Annotated in this window: 12 protein-coding genes; 3 read left to right on the top strand and 9 right to left on the bottom strand. The window is 36.0% G+C overall.

Annotated elements, in window-relative coordinates; translation table 11 throughout:
- Positions 1-4: 4 nt before the first annotated feature.
- The 4 genes from KO527_RS10425 to KO527_RS10410 form a co-directional block, all read right to left on the bottom strand.
- Positions 5-1,381 (bottom strand): SLC13 family permease, encoded by a 1,377-nt coding sequence (locus KO527_RS10425; RefSeq protein WP_216040253.1) that lies wholly within the window; start codon positions 1,379-1,381, stop codon positions 5-7.
- A gap of 212 nt (positions 1,382-1,593) precedes the next feature.
- Positions 1,594-2,160: an NAD(P)H nitroreductase gene (locus KO527_RS10420; RefSeq protein WP_216040252.1), complete on the bottom strand. Its 567-nt coding sequence runs from the start codon at positions 2,158-2,160 to the stop codon at positions 1,594-1,596.
- A 70-nt stretch (positions 2,161-2,230) separates the two neighbouring features.
- Positions 2,231-2,920 carry a DoxX family protein gene (locus KO527_RS10415; protein ID WP_216040251.1) on the bottom strand — a complete coding sequence of 230 codons (690 nt, stop codon included), beginning with the start codon at positions 2,918-2,920 and terminating at the stop codon, positions 2,231-2,233.
- Positions 2,921-3,063: 143 nt separating this feature from the next.
- On the bottom strand, positions 3,064-5,025 hold the full coding sequence (locus tag KO527_RS10410) for an NADPH-dependent 2,4-dienoyl-CoA reductase (RefSeq protein ID WP_216040250.1): 1,962 nt from the start codon (positions 5,023-5,025) through the stop codon (positions 3,064-3,066).
- Positions 5,026-5,192: 167 nt separating this feature from the next.
- Between KO527_RS10410 and sppA the strand changes: the two genes are divergently transcribed.
- The gene (gene sppA, locus KO527_RS10405; RefSeq protein WP_216040249.1) at positions 5,193-7,058 is read left to right on the top strand and encodes a signal peptide peptidase SppA; all 1,866 of its coding nucleotides are present in this window, start codon (positions 5,193-5,195) and stop codon (positions 7,056-7,058) included.
- 127 nt (positions 7,059-7,185) lie between these two features.
- The gene (gene ansA, locus KO527_RS10400) at positions 7,186-8,196 is read left to right on the top strand and encodes an asparaginase (protein ID WP_216040248.1); all 1,011 of its coding nucleotides are present in this window, start codon (positions 7,186-7,188) and stop codon (positions 8,194-8,196) included.
- A 107-nt stretch (positions 8,197-8,303) separates the two neighbouring features.
- On the opposite strand, the gene KO527_RS10395 is transcribed toward ansA, so the two are convergent.
- Positions 8,304-9,674, bottom strand: coding sequence for a DEAD/DEAH box helicase (locus tag KO527_RS10395; protein WP_216040247.1), 1,371 nt, complete (start codon positions 9,672-9,674; stop codon positions 8,304-8,306).
- 188 nt (positions 9,675-9,862) lie between these two features.
- On the opposite strand from KO527_RS10395, the gene KO527_RS10390 reads away from it, so the two are divergent.
- Entirely contained in the window at positions 9,863-10,018 is a 156-nt protein-coding gene (locus tag KO527_RS10390; RefSeq protein ID WP_216040246.1) for a DUF2986 domain-containing protein, read from the top strand.
- A gap of 92 nt (positions 10,019-10,110) precedes the next feature.
- Here the strand turns inward: KO527_RS10390 and KO527_RS10385 are convergent, their stop codons facing one another.
- The 4 genes from KO527_RS10385 to KO527_RS10370 all read right to left on the bottom strand — a co-directional run bounded on the left by KO527_RS10385 (position 10,111) and on the right by KO527_RS10370 (position 19,595).
- The gene (locus KO527_RS10385; protein ID WP_216040245.1) at positions 10,111-12,711 is read right to left on the bottom strand and encodes a TonB-dependent receptor; all 2,601 of its coding nucleotides are present in this window, start codon (positions 12,709-12,711) and stop codon (positions 10,111-10,113) included.
- Between the two features lie 570 nt (positions 12,712-13,281).
- On the bottom strand, positions 13,282-15,735 hold the full coding sequence (locus KO527_RS10380; protein ID WP_216040244.1) for a TonB-dependent receptor: 2,454 nt from the start codon (positions 15,733-15,735) through the stop codon (positions 13,282-13,284).
- 604 nt (positions 15,736-16,339) lie between these two features.
- Positions 16,340-18,799, bottom strand: coding sequence for a TonB-dependent receptor (locus KO527_RS10375; protein WP_216040243.1), 2,460 nt, complete (start codon positions 18,797-18,799; stop codon positions 16,340-16,342).
- Positions 18,800-19,169: 370 nt separating this feature from the next.
- Entirely contained in the window at positions 19,170-19,595 is a 426-nt protein-coding gene (locus KO527_RS10370; RefSeq protein WP_216040242.1) for a hypothetical protein, read from the bottom strand.
- Positions 19,596-19,847 lie beyond the last annotated feature (252 nt).

The following is a 19,847-nucleotide window of genomic DNA, read 5'->3' as shown; positions in this document are numbered from 1 at the left end:
TTATTTATTTTCCTAATAAATAGAAACACACTAAGCTAATGATAATAGCTAATAAAACATTTAATATTGCACCTTGTTTTACCATGTCAATCACCTTTATTTCGCCTGTAGCAAAGACGATGGAATTAGGTGCAGTGGCGACAGGTAAACAAAACGCACAAGAACAACTTATTACTACTGGAATCATTAATAACTCTATGGGTAAACCTAAAGCTATTGCTGCTGATGCGATCACTGGCATAAGCAATGTTGCCGTTGCTGTATTAGATGTAATTTCAGTTAAAAAGGAAACAGATATACATAATGCAAACAACATAAGCAATAAAGGTAATGTACCTAGACTTACTAAGAATTGACCGAGCATTTCACTTAAACCACTGCTTACAAATGCTTTAGCAATACAGATACCACCAGCAAACAGTAATAACATTCCCCACGGGATATCTTTTGCTTTTTCCCACTCAAGTAGTTTCTTACCTTTACCATTTGGTGTTAAAGCCATCGCTATCACACCTAAAAGTGCAATGCTCGAATCACCAATGGTAGTATTACCTATAATGCCAGACCATCCACCAAAAGGTTCTTTTCTAAAAATCCAAGCAAGTGCCACTAATCCAAAGATTATTAATACACGTTTTTCAGCTACTTGCCACTTTCCCATTTCTGGTAATTCTATTGCAGCATTAAGTTTGATATTACGACCTAGCCAAAGCGCGGCGAGTGGGATTGAAATAACAACAATAGGCACAGCTATTTTCATCCAACTTATAAAGCCATATTCTTTTTGTGCAAACTGCTCATATACAGATGAAAATATTAAGTTTGGCGGTGTGCCTATAATTGTACCTATGCCGCCTATAGATGCGGAATAAGCAAGTCCTAATAAAAGAGCAATTTTAAACTTGGTATTATCTGTATTGGCACACAATGCAATTACCACAGGTAATAAAGCAACGACAGTTGCTGTATTTGAAATCCACATAGATAACACTGCACTTGTTGTCATAATGGCAAACAGAATCTTTGAGGCACTGCCCCCGCCTATTTTATTTATGATCATAAATGCAATGCGTTTATGCACTTGTGATTGCTCTATCGCAACTGCAAGCATAAATGCCCCCATTAATAATAAAATGACATGGCTACCAATCGAACTAGCGGCTTGTTTATGCGTTAAAACCCCTACCAATGGAAAAGAGGCGATAGGTAATAATGAAGTGAGTGGGATTGGTAATGCTTCTGTTACCCACCAATATCCTGTTAAACTGGTAATTGTGAGTGTTAAAGTAATTTCATGAGTAAGTTCAAAAGCATTGCCAAGCAAATATACTATGGTTGCAAAGATCAGTCCCATCAGAATATGAGATTTAATAATTTTCATTATATACTTCTTCTTTTTATTATTTTTTTGATTTTAATATCAAGAGCCTTGATCATACTAGCGTAAAGACTGCTTTTGATATGAACATGACATTTAAAATTCATCAATTAATATTTAGATGCCTTATAACAACGCAAGGTTACATAATAAATATGGATAAAATATGAAATCAAGTAACCTTAAATTTATGTCCTTATTGATCAACAATTCAGTTATTTTAACTCTGAGAAAAATTCATTTATGTCATGTCTATGAGGCTTAACAAAATCGTTAGTGGCGCTACCTAAATATAAGTAACCTACAATTTCATCGAGCTCATTTAAATCAAGGGCAGCTTTAACATGTTCACAACTTGCATATGAACCTGTTCTCCAAACACCCGCAAGGCCTTGCGCATATGCAGCTTGTTGCATTGCCATTACAGCACAGCCTGCTGACTGAACTTGTTCAATACGAGGGACTTTTGCATGTTCGGTGTATTTAGCGATGGCGATGATGATCATAGGCGCACGTAATGGCATTTCTTTTGACCTTTCAATCGCTTTAGCGTCAACTGGATTTTCAGGGTTTAAATTTTTAATAGCTGATTGGTAGTATATTTCACCCAATTTATGGCGTTTTTCACCTTCAACAATGATAAATTTCCATGGTTTTAAAGCACCATGATCAGGCACTTTTAATGCAGCTTGTTGAATAATGCTTAATTGTTCTTTTGTAGGACCTGGTGCTTGTAGTTTACTATCTGATTGGCGGTTTAAAAGGAGATCTATTGCATTCATAACTTTGTTATTTCACACTAATTTTATTTGAATTAATATGAGAATAACAAAGTTAAACTAAATTATGCAGTTATTTCGCTGCTTTGTTATTACGAGTAAGCCAATAATCAACACTCGTTATGCGGCCACCACCTGTAAAAAATAAACTTAATAACATCACAAAGTAAGTGAAAGAAAATTCTATACCGTTATTTAAAATGACCGGTCTGCCTGTTTCATATAAATATTCAGTGAAACCATTTTCCTCAACAATTTCTTTAATTTTATCTAAACGCTCTTTTGTATCTATACTATTTTGTAAGCTTTTCTCAGCCCCTGGGATCTCAAGCCAAGTTAATACTTTAGCTGCACTTGTATCTGGGTTAGTAGGCGTTACAGCAAACCAACCATTATCCCAATGAACTGTTGTTGCAGCGATGAACATGGTAAACATTAATGGAATTGCCGTAACCCTGGTAAATAAACCGATCAGTAAAAACCAACCTCCTAAAAACTCACTCCATCCAGCTAAAAAGGCTAATAAATCAGGAAAGGGTAACCCCAAACCCCACTCACTATTACCAAACCATGTAACGACATTTGCATCAGCCAAAATCGCATTAATTAATCCGTTCCATTCGCCGCTTATTCCTAATTTATTAAAACCTGCAATGATCATCACTGGTGCTAAAATCAGTCTGAAAAGCAGCGGCGCTAGACCCGATGCAATTTGTGTTTTATCTATACTGGCATTATAAAATTGAAATAGTTTTTGAAGCATATTAGAAACCTTATTTTTTCTCTTACTGATGTAACGACTATTTACCAAGACCAAGGTTATTCATTATTTATTTCAAATTATAAATAAAAGAAGCCCACTAAATATTAGTGGGCTTTGAGTGTAAAATACATTTTTATAAAGAATTAAATACGCCGTGCAAGTTCTAATGCTTCAAAGATAGCGCGTTTTGCATCTATTGCTTGTGCTAATTTAGCACCGCCGATCACATGTACGTTTGAACTTTCTTTTTCTGCATCATAGTTTTGTGTATTTGATACTTGGCCAATACACGCAATCACAGTATCAACATCAAGAAAACGGGTTGTTTCATTTTCTTTTATTTCTAAGCCTTTATTACTAAAGCTTACATATGAACATCCTGATATTTGTTCAACTTTTTGCTGTTTGGCAACACTACGGTGGATCCAACCTGTTGTTTTGCCCAGCTCAGAACCAAAACGACCAGGGCTACGTTTTAACATATACAGTTTATCTTGTGCTTGATGATTTGATTGTTCAACTTCTATGCCCCACTGGGTTTGAAACTCATCAATTGATTTATTTGCAGATTCAGCTAAAAAAGCCACCATATCAAAGCCAATACCACCAGCACCCAGTATCGCAACACGTTTGCCTATTTTTACTTCACCACGAATGACTTCATCGTAAGCTAATACACGTTTATCATCGCTACATGTTATATTTGTAATTCTTGGGCTAACGCCTGTAGAAAAAACGATATCATCATAATTTGATTTCATCTCTGAATCAAAAGCAGTATTGAGTTCAATATTAACGTTTAGCCTAGCAAGTTCACTTTTAAAGTAAGTTAAAGTGTAATTAAAGTCTTCTTTACCAGGTACACGCATTGCCAAGTTAAATTGGCCCCCCATACCTGATGACTTTTCAATTAAAGTTACTTTATGGCCTCGCTGTGCTAAGTAACACGCACATGCCATACCAGCAGGTCCTGCGCCAACAACTAATACGTTTTTAGATTTAGGTGCTTTTTCTATTGCGTACTCTAATTCATATCCAGCTTGTGGATTAACTAAACAAGTGGCTCTTTTACCTTTAAATACATTATCTAAACAGCCCTGATTACAAGCTATGCATATATTAATATTATCGCTTTGTTTTTGTTGGTATTTAATAAAAAAATCTGGATCGGCTAATAATGGCCTTGCCATAGAAATTAAGTCAGCTTGATTATCATTTAATATTTGGTTTGCAATATCAGGGGTATTTATCCGATTGACTGCAATAACAGGAACAGACACCATATTTTTTAGTTGTTCTGATGAGCGCTTAAATGCGCCTTGCGGTACCATACTTGCTATTGTTGGAACGCGTGCTTCATGCCAACCTATACCAGTATTAAATATATCAACGCCCGCTTTTTCAAGTGACTTAGCTTGTTGTTCAACCTCATCTATGCTTGAGCCATCATCCACTAAATCTAACATTGAAAGTCTAAAAACTATCATAAATTTTTGTGAAACTACACTGCGGACTGCTTTTACAACTTCACATGCAAATCGCATCCGATTTTCTGGTGTACCACCCCATTCATCTTTTCTTTTATTTGTACGAGGTGCCATAAATTCATTAATCAAATATCCTTCTGAACCCATTATTTCTACACCATCATATCCCGCTTTTTCGGCTAATAAAGCTGAGCGTGCAAATGATTTAATCGTAGACTTAATCGCGCTATGGGACATTTCTTTTGGTTTAAATGGATTGATTGGCGCCTTTATTGCACTTGGTGCAGTATTTAACGGATGGTATGCATAACGACCTGCATGTAATAACTGCAAACAAATTTTACCATCGTGTTTATGAACAGCTTGTGTAATAGATTTATGTTTTAGTACATCTATCCAAGAATTGAAAGATGATGAAAACGGAGTTAACTTGCCTCTCAAGTTCGGGCTATAACCCCCAGTGATTATAAGTCCAACACCACCTTTTGCACGGGCTTCGTAAAAGGCACGTAATTTACTGTGGTTACGCAAACCTTCTTCTAACCCGGTGTGCATAGACCCCATTACTAAACGATTTTTAAGCTCATTATTTTTTAATTTTAGTTTTTGTTCTAACATTTCGCTTCTTCTAACTGGTCATACCTGATTGCACATTAACGATTTTTATCACTTTTTTCAAGATAAACAATTCGTAACTATTTTAATTTAAGTTTGTCTAAGAAATACGGTACTATATGAAATATAGCTTTACATTTTGTAAATACTCATCATTTAAGGATTTAATTTTGATTAAGAAGTTTTTTATTGGGCTGTGGGATACATTAAATTTTTCCAGAAGACTCATAGTAAATTTTTTATTTTTATTTATCGTAATTGCAGTCATAGTTGCAGCAGGATCAGATGAAGATGAAATTATTGTTGAGCCAGGCTCTGCATTGGTATTAAACATCTCTGGTTTAATAGTTGAACAAAAAACATATGTAGACCCATTTGAGGCTGCTGTTAGTGACTCTATGGGTAAAAGCGATGAGCCACCAGAAATTCTACTAGACGATATCATAGACGTAATAGATAGCGCTGCAACAGATGATCGTATTAAAGTAATGGTGCTTGATTTACGTAACATGCGTAACGCCCATTTAAATAAATTAAAAGAAGTCAGTAATGCTTTAAACAGATTTAAAGCAACTGAAAAGCAAATCATCGCTACAGGCGATTATTACTCTCAAGCTCAGTATTATTTAGCTGCACACGCAAATGAAGTGTCTATGCACCCTTACGGTTGGATGGGTGTTGAAGGTTACGCTATGTATCCAATGTACTTTAAAGATGCAATTGAAAAATTGTCTGTTACTCAACATATTTTCCGTGTAGGTACTTATAAGTCAGCAGTAGAACCTTTTATTAGAAATGATATGTCAGAGCCTGCGAAATCTTCAGCACAAGCTTGGTTGGGTGCGTTATGGTTTGAATATAAAACAGATATTGCGACACTGCGTGGATTTGATGTTGAAAACTTTGATGAGAAGATGGATGACTTTTTAGTTAAATTTAAAACAGCCAAAGGTGACTCAGGTCAATACGCATTAGATAACGGTTGGGTTGATTCTTTAAAAACGAAAGAAGAAGTTCGTCAACAACTTATCGCCTTAGTTGGTAAAGATGTAAAAGGTAAAAGCTTTAAACGCATCTCACTTAAAGATTACTTATCAATAATTAAGCCTCCTATCCCTTTTGTTAACCCATTAACTGAAAAAGTAGCGGTTGTTGTTGCTAAAGGCAACATTGTCGATGGTAAACGTAAAGCTGGTCAAATTGGTGGCGACTCTACTGCTGCGCTACTTCGCAAAGCTCGCCTAGACGAAAAAGTAAAAGCGGTTGTATTACGCATCGACTCTGGTGGCGGTAGTATGTTCGCATCAGAAGTGATTCGTGCTGAAGTTTTAGCATTAAAAGATGCAGGTAAGCCAGTTATCGCGTCAATGAGTTCAGTTGCAGCATCTGGCGGTTATTGGATTGCATCTGCTGCCAATGAAATTTGGGCAGCACCAAGTACCATCACAGGCTCTATTGGTATTTTTGGTACAGTAATGACATTTGATAAATCACTGGCTAAATTAGGTGTTTACTCTGATGGTGTTTCAACAACTGAAATGGCTGGATTTTCTCCTATGAGAGAATTAAACCCACAACTTGGTGAAATGATTCAGATGAGCATCGAACGTGGTTACGAAAGATTTTTAACTATCGTAGCAGAAGCACGCGGTTTAACAATTGAAGAAGTTGATGCAATCGCACAAGGCCGAGTATGGATTGCCAGTAAAGCTAAAGAGCTTGGATTGGTTGATAAGCTAGGTAACAAACAAGATGCAATTGAAGCTGCAGCTAAACTTGCTAGCCTTGAATATTATGATGTAATCACTGTTGAGCAAGATTTATCAACTAAAGATAAATTCATTCAAGAGTTATTAAGCAATGCACATGTTCAAAGCTTTTTAGAAATAGATCAAAATAAAGATGTATTTGAAGCGGGCCTACAAAGCCAAATTAATTCTGTTATTTACAAACTTCAGTCAGAAGTAAGTTCTCTAAAAGATTACAACGATCCTAATGCAGTATATGCACGTTGTTTAGTTTGTAATATTCAGTAATATTTTTGCTCATTTACTTGAGCTAATAGGATATTAAGTATATAAAGAGCCCAGTAATTTACTGGGCTTTTTGTTTCAATAAATAACTTAGACACAATCAAATCCAACATTTATTTTTGAGCAATCTATGAAAAGAAAACGTATTTATATTGCCTACACGGGCGGTACTATCGGTATGAAGAAGTCAGCAAGGGGATATATTCCTGCTGATGGTTATCTCACTGAAACTGTTAAAGCGAGTGCAGAGTTTAATCGTGATGAAATGCCTTTATTTGATATTCATGAATACCAGCCATTGATTGACTCATCAGATATGTCTCCTGCTCATTGGCAAATGATAGCTGACGATATTAAAAGTAAATATCAAGATTATGATGGTTTTGTTGTATTACATGGTACAGATACCATGGCGTATACCGCAGCTGCATTATCATTTATGTTCGAAAATTTAACTAAGCCAGTAATTGTAACAGGTTCACAAATACCACTTTCACAATTACGATCTGATGGTCAAGTTAACCTGCTCAATGCAATGTTTTTAGCAGCTAACTACCCTATTGCCGAAGTCAGTTTGTTTTTTAATAATCAGTTATTTAGGGGTAATCGTGCAACTAAAGTTCATGCTGATGGCTTTAATGCCTTTGGTTCACCCAATTTAGAGCCGCTTGCACTATCTGGTATTAACATCGAATTGGTCAAAGGTACTTTAAGCCCTTATATCGAAAATGAACTTGATGTGTGTTCGATTACACCACAAAATATTGGTGTTTTACATTTATATCCAGGGATCAGTAATGATGTTATTCAAAGTATATTAAATGGCAAGCTAAAAGCATTAGTACTATTAAGTTTTGGTGTAGGTAATGCACCACAAGAACCTGAATTTTTAAAGCTTTTAGAAGACGCGAGCAACCGTGGCGTGGTGATTGTTAACCTAACACAATGTTTAAAAGGCAGTGTCAACATGGGCGGTTATGCAACAGGTAATGCATTATTAAATGTAGGTGTGATCAGTGGTTATGATATGACACTAGAGGCGTGTTTAACTAAACTTCACTATTTATTAAGTCAAAACCTTGAAACTGAAACTATCAGGCACTTAATGCAAGATAATTTGCGTGGTGAGTTAGAAAGGTAGCTTCTAGCTTCTAGCTTCTAGCTTCTAGCTTCTAGCTTCTAAGAAACAATAAAGGCTTGATGTTTTGCATCAAGCCTTTTTAATACTCAAAATTTAATTACGCTATGTTACTTATGCTTTTTAGCACTGTTCTTCCATACATCTTGTGAAGCACTTTTGTTATCTGTACTTTTCTTTGATTGCGCTTTATGTCCAGAAGAACGCTTTTTTGTTGCTTGTGAAGTTTTATCTCCATTGCGACGTTTTGCTTTGTGTTCGCCTTGATTATCACCCGGTTTGTTTTGCTTTGGCTTTTTAGGTTTTTTTGCCTTGATAGGTTTCATATTTAAAGTTGTTTCAGGCACTTTATTAATTGGTTCAAACCCTTCAACAATTTCACGGCGTAATAACTTTTGCGTTAAGCGCTCAATATCAGATAATTCTTTAAGGTCATCAGCAGTAACCAATGAGATGGCTTCACCACTTGCACCAGCACGCCCAGTACGCCCTATTCTATGAACATAATCTTCTGAAACATTAGGTAAATCGTAATTAACAACTTGTGGTAGTTGATCGATATCTAAACCACGCGCAACAATATCTGTCGCCACTAAAATACGGATCTCACCACTTTTAAACCCAGCAAGCGCTTTTGTACGTGCACTTTGGCTCTTATTACCATGAATCGCTGCAGCTTCAATTTTGCTTTTGTCTAACTGTTTAACTAATCGATTCGCACCATGCTTTGTTCTCGTGAAAACTAATACTTGTCGCCAATTATTTTTTTCAATCAAGTGTGTTAGTAATGCTGGCTTTTTAGTTTTATCTACTGGATGAATCCAATGTTCAATTGTTTTAGCTGCTTTATTAGATTCTACTGATACTTCAACAGGATTGTGGATCAAACCTTTTGCTAATTGACGAATATCATCAGAAAAAGTAGCTGAAAACATTAAATTTTGGCGTTTAGCAGGCAGCGTTTTAAGAATGCGTTTAATATCATGAATAAAGCCCATATCTAGCATACGGTCTGCTTCATCTAACACTAATACTTCAAGGTTTTTAAATTTAACAGCACCTTGGCCCATTAAATCAATTAATCGACCCGGTGTTGCTACTAATACATCTACGCCTTTACGAAGTCGCATCATTTGTGGGTTAATTTTAACACCACCAAAAACAACAGTTGAAGTTAAAGGCAAGTTTTTGCTGTACAGCTCAACACTCTCAGCAACCTGAGCAGCAAGCTCTCTTGTTGGTGCTAAGATAAGTGCCCTAGCCTGATTTGGGCCAGCTTTTTGACCTTTTGATAATTTTTCTAATAAGGGTAAAGTGAATCCTGCAGTTTTACCTGTACCTGTTTGTGCTGCGGCCATGATGTCTCGGCCTTCAATTATCGCAGGTATTGCTTTTTCCTGAATGGGTGTTGGGGTGTCATAACCTTGTTCACTGACCGCTGTTAAAATAGGGGCAGATAAACCCAATTTGGTAAAGCTCATAAATTCACTCTTATCATAATAAAATACGCCAAAGCGTTAAGGAGGTGCACCTTACAATATAAGCACTAATCAAGCAAGAATACAGGCTATATAGGAGGTACATTTCAATTAAAATGGGGCTTTACTTTGTTATTTTAAGCTTTGCATTTACAATACGCATATAGAAATTTGTAAGAATGAGATAAACAATGAACAGACAGAAAAAAATAAACGGTATTTTTAAGAAAAAACTGAAGAAATTCAAATCTAAACTACACACAAGCAACAAACCTGCTTATGTATCTAAAGCAGAACGTGAAAAGATTGCAGCTCAAGAAACTGAAGAAAACAAAGTAGAAGATTAATTTTAATTTATAACTACCATTTAAAATGGCTGTTATTAAATAACAAAAAAAAGGCGACTCAATGAGTCGCCTTTTTGATCTAATTGGTTGAATTAGAATTTAACATTTACACTTGCATGTAAGTAACGGCCTAATACGTCATAAGTATAAGGGCTAGTGTTTGAATCTTGGTTACCCGTGAAGTACGGCGGCTCTTTATCAAACAAGTTATTGATACCTGCTGCAACAGTCACTGTTTCACTCATCATATATGAACCACTCATATCATGGTAAACCATAGATGGTACTGTTGGTGCGTAACAATCACTTGGGTTTTCTAAACAAGTGAAACTGTCCATACCAGCAATGTAGCGTATTTTGTAGCTAGCATCCCAATCTTTTCCACGAACAGAAACAGTTAGGTTAGATTTAACATCAGCGAAACCGCCAGAGTTTGCAGTGATAGTACCTGAATAATCAGTTTCGTTACCTTCAACATCAACAATTGAAGACTCTGTTAGGAAGCTTGTATCTAATGCAGTTGACCAATCAAGACCTGCAGCTTCAAATTTGTAAGTTAGGTTTAAATCAATACCTTTAGTTGTTTCAGAACCAACATTTTGTAGTTGGTTATTGAACGCAATACGACCTGTCGATTGGTTGAATTCAATATCCGCTGATTTACAAATTTCAGTATTTTCATTGATCTTATTACCAGTATTTGCATCTAAACAGTTATCAACGATGTACTGATTGTCAATTGTGCCAATTGAGTTTGTGATAGCAATATCGTAGTAATCAACTGTCATTGAAAGACCGTCAAACCAGCTTGGCTCATATACTAAACCAGCAGTTAAAGTATCAGCTTCTTCTGGTGTAAGTTGATCATTACCACCAACAGTTACTTCAGCCTGATCTTGAGCACCAGGGAAAGTAATTTGGTTATAAGATGGTGAGTCACCTGAGTAAAGCTCGTTTACTGTTGGTGCACGGAAAGCTGTAGATGCAACACCGCGGAACATGATTTCATCATTCATTTTCCAAGTTAAACCAAGTTTCCAAGTTGTATCACTACCAAATGTACTGTAATCAAATGCACGGATAGCTGCACTTAAATCTACTTGCTCAGCAAGGAATTTATCAGCTAATAATGGTACTGCGATTTCAACAAATGCTTCGTTTACGTCAAAAGAACCGCCAGTTGCTTCAACTTTAGGATCATTTGCAAGACCTTGAGAAGTCAATGAATCTGGAACAAACCATGCTTTTTCTGAACGTGATTCAACACCTGCTGCAAAACCTACGTAGCCAGCTGGTACTTCCATTAGCTCACCTGCAACTGATGCAGAGATCATGAACAATTGGCTGCCACCTGTGTTTTGTTCAGTGTAGATGTAATCTTTCATGTTCTCTAATGCCCAAGAATCTTGGTCTAGAGGGTTGAAGCTGCCATTTTCGATATCATCTTGAATTGAACCCATGTTATGTAGGTTTGATAAACGGTCAACTGAATCGTTACGGCCAAAGTTTACAGCTGCATCCCAAGACCAATCGTTATCAAGTACACCTTCAGCACCGATCACTGTACGTACAGTATCAACTACTTGTGAGAAGTCACGAGTACCCGTATCTGTCATACGACGACCGTAAGAAACTTCATCACCGTACTCAATTCCGTGCTCAACTAGTGAATCACCCATTGACTCATCATAAGTAAAGTCAAACCATACTGGTTGTGGTGCCATTTGCTGACCAGACCAACGCTTTGAGTATGTGAACTCAGAGAAAAGATTTGTATCATCTGAGTATTCAAAGTTTGCTAAACCAGTTAGGTTTAAACGCTTCATTGGCGTGAAAAGGTAGCTATCTGCTGAATAGTTATATTTATCTTCGTCTGTAAAATCTTTGAAAGAGTCATCTGGATTACCTTGTAAAGATTCACCATCTGGGCCCCATACATGACCGCCAGCTGAGTAGCTTGAACCACCACAATATAGCTCGATTGAACCATCTTCAGCTTTACGCTCAGAAACTGGACAGCTTGAGAAGTCACGATCTGCTTGGCTAGCTTCACCACGGTCAGTGTACTGAACGCCTAAAACGATGTTACCACGGTCAAAAGAAGTACCTACTGTGAAATCGATAGATGATTCTTCTGCATCGCCTTGACCAGAAATACCAGACTGAAGATTCATGTCTAGGCCTTCAAAGTCTTTCTTAAGAATGATGTTAACAACACCTGCTACAGCATCTGTACCGTATACAGCTGAAGCACCATCTTTAAGCACTTCGATTTGCTTGATCATAGATACAGGTATTGTATTTAAATCTACTGTTGAAGCAGCACCCGTACCTGAGTTGATCATACGACGACCATTTAACAGTACTAAAGTACGTTGTGAACCTAAACCACGTAAGTTGATGCTAGCATTACCGCCAGAACCATTGTTTACGCCTGGGTTAGTCATCGCACCACCAGTCGCAGTCATTTTTTGTAAAACACCATCGATGCTTGTTGCACCAGATGCTTTAATATCGTCAGCACCAATAATAGTTACTGGGCTAGCTGTTTCCATGTCAGCACGCTTAATACGAGAACCAGTGATTTCGATTTTTTCGATTTCATTAGCTGAAGTGTCAGCAGCAACGGCTTGCATACTTGAGAATAATGGAACGGCAGCAATGATTGCTAAACCTAGTTGTGTTTTTTTCATTTTATAACCCTACTTGTTGTAATTATTTACCGATTTTAACGGAGGGAAACAGTTATTAGCTGTCTTGCTGCTCCCCGGCTGAGATGCAACTTAGAGCTTTGAAACTGAACGGCAACTGAACATCTGAACAAGTAATATTCAAATGATAATTCCAAGCAGAAGGTGAGTTTGAGTTGTGAAGAATTGTTATAGTAGTTAAGGGTTATTACAGTTTAAAAACAGCAAGTTAAACACGCTCACCAACAAAAAAAACACAGGTGCAATTGTTTGTGCGCAAAATGTTATCATATGTAACCGAACACAGATAAACAAGTGTTTATCTCACATTTACAAATAACTAACAGAGTTAACCTTATTAACCAAGATGCTAGCTAGGTTATTTACTAAGCAGTAAAAATTTAATATGTTTTAAGTGGCTAATTTGGTTTTATGTAATATAAATTTCACTTTAACTTGCTAGTGACTTGAGATGCCAGCCTAATGTTGTAAGTAATTATTACACACCATGTTTATAGGTATAAAAAAGGCAGCGAACGCTGCCTTGGATTAGTCTGTTAAATTTTTTTAACTTTAGAATTTATATGAAGTACTCATAAAGTATGTACGACCAATTACGTCGTAAATAGAAGCATCAGTATTCATATCAGAACCATTTGACATGTATTCAGGATCTGTATCCATTAAGTTCTTAATACCAGCGTTAAAGCTTAATTTGTCATTCACATTGTAATTTGCTGAAACATTATGATAAATAACATCATCAGTTGAATAATCACCATCTGCGTATATATCATGACCATCCATACCTTGAATGTATTGCGCATTATAAAGTGCAGTTAAATTCTCATTGATATTGACATCAACTGATAAATTCATTTTTAGTTGAGAGTAATTACCATAGTTCGGATCTATGTTACCCTCATAGTTAACACCATCTTCTTCAAAATTAAGTAAATAAGTTGCATCAAGTGCGACCTTAAACATATCCTGTCTGTAGCTTAAATTGAAATCTACACCTGATGTTTTTTGCGAACCAACATTAATTAATGCTGATGTCATATTATCTAAATCACCATCCATAGTAATATTAATTGAATCACATGCTACTTGGTCACCGGCATAACACGCATTCATTTGCTCTTGTACATTTATACGACTTATCGCATCTGTAATATCAAAGCTCCAATAATCAATTGTTGATGATAAACCATCAGCAATTTCCCAAACAGCTCCGAAAGTAAATGATTCACTTTGCTCTGCATCTAAATCTTCGCCACCGGTACGGTTTACAAGGATTTGTGCATCTTGCTCATTACCCCAAGGGTCTGTTAGGTAATCAAAAGAACCTGAGTTACCAGAGTATAGTTCTGCGACACTTGGCGCTCTAAAACCGGTAGCAACTACTGAGCGGAGCATAAACTCATCACTAAAGCTATAAGTTGCACCTAATTTCCATGTTACTGCACTACCAAATGTAGAGTAGTTATCAAAACGAGTCGCAGCTTCTAAAGCTAACTGCTCTGTTACAGGTAAAGAAAGTTCAACATAAACTGATTGTACTGAATAGTTACCTGATGTTGGATCTTGCTGTGCTGCGGTACTTTCACCAGCTTGAGTTACTAAATCAGGTGTATAAAAACCACTTTCAAAACGATTTTCGATACCTACAGCATAACCTAAGTCAGATTCAGTAACGCCGGTTAAACCTGCAGACATGATAAACTGCTCATTACCACCTTTGTTAGTTTCAGTATACATGATCCCAGCATCTTGAAGATGAGACTGATCAATTGCTTCACCACTGAACCATAAATCTTGATTGGCGTAGATATCGTCTTCCATATTACCTGCATGGATAGAGTTTTGAACTTTATCTACAGAATCATTACGACCATATGTAACATCTACATTCCAACTTGCATCATTATCTAACATACCTTCTAGACCTAGTGAGAAACGGTATGTATCTGTTGTTTGTTCGTATATTCTAGGGCCGGCATCTACCATACGGCGACGGTAATTTAATGTATCAGGCTTATTCCCTTCATCATCAATAAACTGATCGGTATATTTGCTGTCTAATTTAGAAGCATCGAGATCAATGTTTGCCGGTTGCGGTGCCATTTGTTGATTTGAGTCACGACGTGTATACATTAAATCAAGATTGAATTCAGTATCAGCATCAATTTCAGTATTAAAACTACTAAATAAGCTTACAAGTTCATTTGGCGTTTGTGCATAGCTTGATGTAGTAAAATCATAACACTCATCTCTGGGGTCAAAACCACCATTGCCATCCGGAGTCTTACCATCTAAAGAGCCACCAGGTAAGAATGATGAACAACCTGGATCTACATGGTCACGATCACTTTGAATCACTTCACCACGTTTTGAGTATTGTGCACCTAATACTAAATTACCATTTGCGAAATCCATACCGTGAAGAATGCTAAAACCTGAGCTAGTACCATCACCTTCAGCGGCTTGGCTAGCTTCAGCTGTGATAGCTGTACCTTCATAGTCTTTCTTAGTAATGATGTTAACTACACCAGATATTGCATCAGAACCATAAACAGCAGATGCACCATCTTTTAAAATCTCGATAGATTTTATCATTGCGACAGGAATTGTATTTAAATCTACTGAAGAATCAGCACCTGTACCAGAAGAAACCATACGGCGACCATTTAATAGTACTAATGTACGATTAGTACCCATACCACGTAAGTTAACTGTTGCAGATCCACCTGATCCATTATTTGAATTAGAACCTAAACTTCCGCCAGCTGTTGCAGTTTGTGTCGATAAGATTTCTTCTACAGATGTATAACCACTTTGTGCAATAAAATCTGAAGAGATAATCGTAACTGGGCTTGCTGATTCCATATCAGTTCTGTTTATACGTGAACCTGTTACTTGAATTTTTTCAATTTCTTGAGCTGAAGTATCAGCAGCAATTGCTTGCATGCTTGAGAATAATGGAACGGCTGCAATGATTGCTAAACCTAGTTGTGTTTTTTTCATTTTATAACCCTACTTGTTGTAATTATTTACCGATATTATCGGAGGGCAGCAGTTGTTTTTATAGTCCTGCTTCCCGGCTGCCTATTAACATAAAGTCGTGAAAATGAACGAAAACTGAACGGAAGATCAAATAACAAACAAGGAAGTTAAAGGAAGGTGAATACCCATAACAATGTAATTTAATGTAACTAAAATAACAAGTTAAAACACCCAAATAACAACAAGATAAAATACAAAGATCTAATTTAAATCAGGTTTGAAATCATTTAAATGCAAGTTGTAATCAAGTGTAATTTTCGGGAAAGATACAAATTTATGAATAAAAACACACAGCAAACAACTTGGTGTTTTCAAAAAAATAACAAAGTTAACCTTATTTGCATTACTTGATAGCTTGGCTTTGACTAAGAAACATAAGAAAGGATAGTCATCATGACTTGAGGTTAATCTTTATGTAATAGATATTTAACTTTTTAGATAAGATGTAAAGAATATATAAGTAGAGTAAATAATCTTGCAGAGTTAGATGCTAAATGTATAAATTATTAAAGCCTTGAATATAAAAGACAGTAAGTGCTGTCTTTTATATTTACAATTCTAATTTTTAGAATTTGTAAGAAGTGCTCAAAAATAAAGTACGACCAACAACATCATATAAACCTGGCACTGTATTCATATCATTGCCATCTGGTACATATTCAGGATCTGTATCAAGCAAGTTTTTAACACCACCATTAACGCTCCATTGATCATTCATATGATATGCAGCTGATACATTATGATAAATCACGTTATCGGTTGAATTAGTATCGCCATAATCCTCACCATCCATACCTTGAATAAATTGTGCGTTGTAAAGCATGCTTAGATTGTCAGTCACATTTACATCAACTGAAAGATTTGCTTTAAGTTTTGAATAACCACCCATGTTGCCATCAATAGTACCTTCGTAATTTACGCCATCTTCTTCAAAGTTCAGTAAATACGTTGTATCTAAAGTTACTTTATATGCATCTTGTCTATAACTTAAATTCCAATCAATACCTGACGTTTTTTGTGAACCTATGTTTGTTAATGTTGATGTCATATCTGATAAATCACCATCTGGAGTGATATTAATTGAATCACATGCTTGTATATCACCGGCATAACATAGGTTCATTTGATTTTGAACATTAGCACGGCTTATTGCATCGGTAATATTAAAGCTCCAGTAATCAACTGTTGTTGATAAACCATCTGCAATTTCCCAAACCGCACCTAATGTAAATGATTCACTTTCTTCTGGAGATAAATTTTCATCGCCGGTGTAGTTAACCAATATTTGTGCATCTTGTGCATTGCCCCATGGATCATCTAAATAATCAAATGAACCTGAGTTACCAGAATAAAGCTCAGATACATTAGGCGCTCTAAAACCAGTAGCCGCTACTGAACGGATCATAAAGCTATCGCTGAAACTATATGTTGCACCTAGCTTCCAGGTGATCGCACTACCAAAAGTTGAGTAATTATCAAAACGTGTTGCCGCTTCAATTGCTAATGCATCTGATACCGGTAACGAAAACTCTGCATACATAGATTGTACTGAGTAACTACCTGATGTTGGGTCTTGTTGTGCTGAAGTGCTCTCTCCTGCTTGTGTTATTAAATCTGGCGTATAAAATCCACTTTCGAAGCGGTTTTCAATACCAACTGCGTAGCCTAGATCTGACTCAGTTAAACCACTTAGACCAGCTGACATAATAAATTGCTCGTTTCCACCTTTATTGGTTTCTGTGTACATAATGCCTTCTGACGCTAAAAACTCAGAGTCAATTGATTCACCACTAAACCATAAATCTTGATTGGCGTAGATACTTTGTTCCATATTACCGGCATGAATTGAGTTTTGTACTTTATCTTCTGAGTCGTTACGACCATAAGTTACAGACAAATCCCATTGTGCATCATTATCTAACAGTCCTTGTACGCCTAATGAAGCACGATAAGTATCGGTAGTCTGTTCAAAAATACGTGGGCCGGCATCACTCATACGACGACGATAATTTAGCTCATCTGGCGTATTACCATTTTCATCTTTAAATTGGTCTGTATATTTATCATCTAATTTCGATGTATCTAAATCTATATTGGCAGGTTGTGGAGCCATTTGCTGATTTGAATCACGACGGGTATACATAAAATCAAAGTTTAATTGTGTATCTGAATCTAAATCGGTATTAAAACTACTAAACAGGCTCACTAATTCATTTGGTGTTTGCGCATAACTATCATCTGTATAGTCATAACAATCTGTTCTGTCTTCGAAGCCACCATTACCATCAGGAGTTTTTCCACCTAATGATCCCTCTTCTACAAAAGAAGAACAGCCTGGGTCAATATGATCACGGTCCCCCTGACTTACTTCACCACGTTTTGAATACTGAACACCTAAAACTAAGTTTCCGTCACCTAGCTGCATACCATGTAATAAACTTATACCTGTGCTAGTTCCATCTCCTTTATCAGTTTGACTCCCTTCAATATTTACTTCAGTACCATCGTAATCTTTTTTCGTGATGATATTTACAACACCGGAAATTGCATCTGATCCATATACTGCTGATGCACCATCTTTTAATATTTCAATTGATTTGATCATCGTAACAGGAATTGTATTTAAATCCACTGAAGAGTCAGCACCTGTACCTGATGCTACCATACGACGGCCATTTAATAAGACTAATGTTCTATTTGCACCCATACCACGTAAATTAACTGTAGCTGAACCACCTGAACCATTATTTGATGAAGAGCCTAAGCTCATACCTGCAGCTGCTGGTTGGGTAGATAAAATATCTTGAACAGATGTATAACCACTTTTCGCGATAAAGTCAGAAGAGATTATCGTCACTGGGCTTGCAGTTTCCATATCAGTTCTATTTATACGAGAACCAGTAACTTGGATTTTTTCAATATCTGTATTTATTTGTGGTACTGATACTTCTTGTGCAAAAACGTTAGGTACAGCTAAAGCAGAGAATGTTGTAATTACAGCTAAATTCAATTGTGTTTTTTTCATTTATAAACCCTATTTTATTTATATGTAAAATCAAAAGATGTAAAATCAAAAGGAAACTGTTACCTTTCAATTCGATAAAGCAAGGTTATGATTATTTAACTGAATAGAAACTGAACCTAAAAAAGGGAATCATGAAAGTCGAAATTTTATAGTTACATTTAGGTTATTCTCAAGAAGAACACACAATTAAAACTTTAATTAAACATTAAATAACAACAACTTACAGAATTTATTTCTCGAAATGTAATTTTAACCAGGTAGTTTGTGATAAAATGTAACCCTAGGCATCTGGTCATATTTTAGAAAGAATTAACGTGTAGATATTTAATAATACCTACAACAGCATGTTAAATTGAAATAAAACATCTAATTAATATTGAGAAGTTAAATTATAAATTAATGAGATAGGCTTTTTATGCTCAAGTGAGGTTTGGTCAATAAAATCTAATGATAATTGCCATTGCATAATAGGTTCAGCACATGCCCCCACCATCGCTTTACTTTGCCAAGTACCATTTTTATATTCAAACGATAAAGGAATGCTCCCCATATACATATTAAGACCTTCAAGCTTAGCTTGATTGATTTTAATGTCTTTAGGCGCTTTAAATTGTATAATAAATTCATCTTCAGGGGTAATTATTTCATTTGCTAGCGATATTTCATATCCCCCACTATAGTTACAGGGCTTATTTTCATTGCAGCTAGAATCTAGGGCATTGTTTTCTGACTCAGAGTTACATGCTAAAAGCAAGCTAGCTACTACTAAAATCGTACTATATTTTAACATCTTCAATTTAAATGGTCACTTTTTAATCTAGTGATTATAATGATATAGCAAAATATACAACAAATTTGAGATTAAAATAACTAGTTAATACCCATAGTTTGATTAAGGTCATTATTTTGAACAATTGAGGTATCTTTTTATCGCTAAAATATTTATCATTCACCCGCAAAAATAAGGGTTTGTCTGGTTTGTTTCTTAAATACGTCACAATATTTAAAAAATAAACTAGATGAAAATAAGTAGGGCCTATTCTTTTAG

The sequence above is a fragment of the Pseudoalteromonas sp. C2R02 genome, assembly GCF_018860845.1.
Classification (GTDB): Bacteria; Pseudomonadota; Gammaproteobacteria; order Enterobacterales; family Alteromonadaceae; genus Pseudoalteromonas.
Note: the sequence above shows the minus strand (reverse complement) of the source record. Positions and strands in the feature narration are given on the sequence as shown.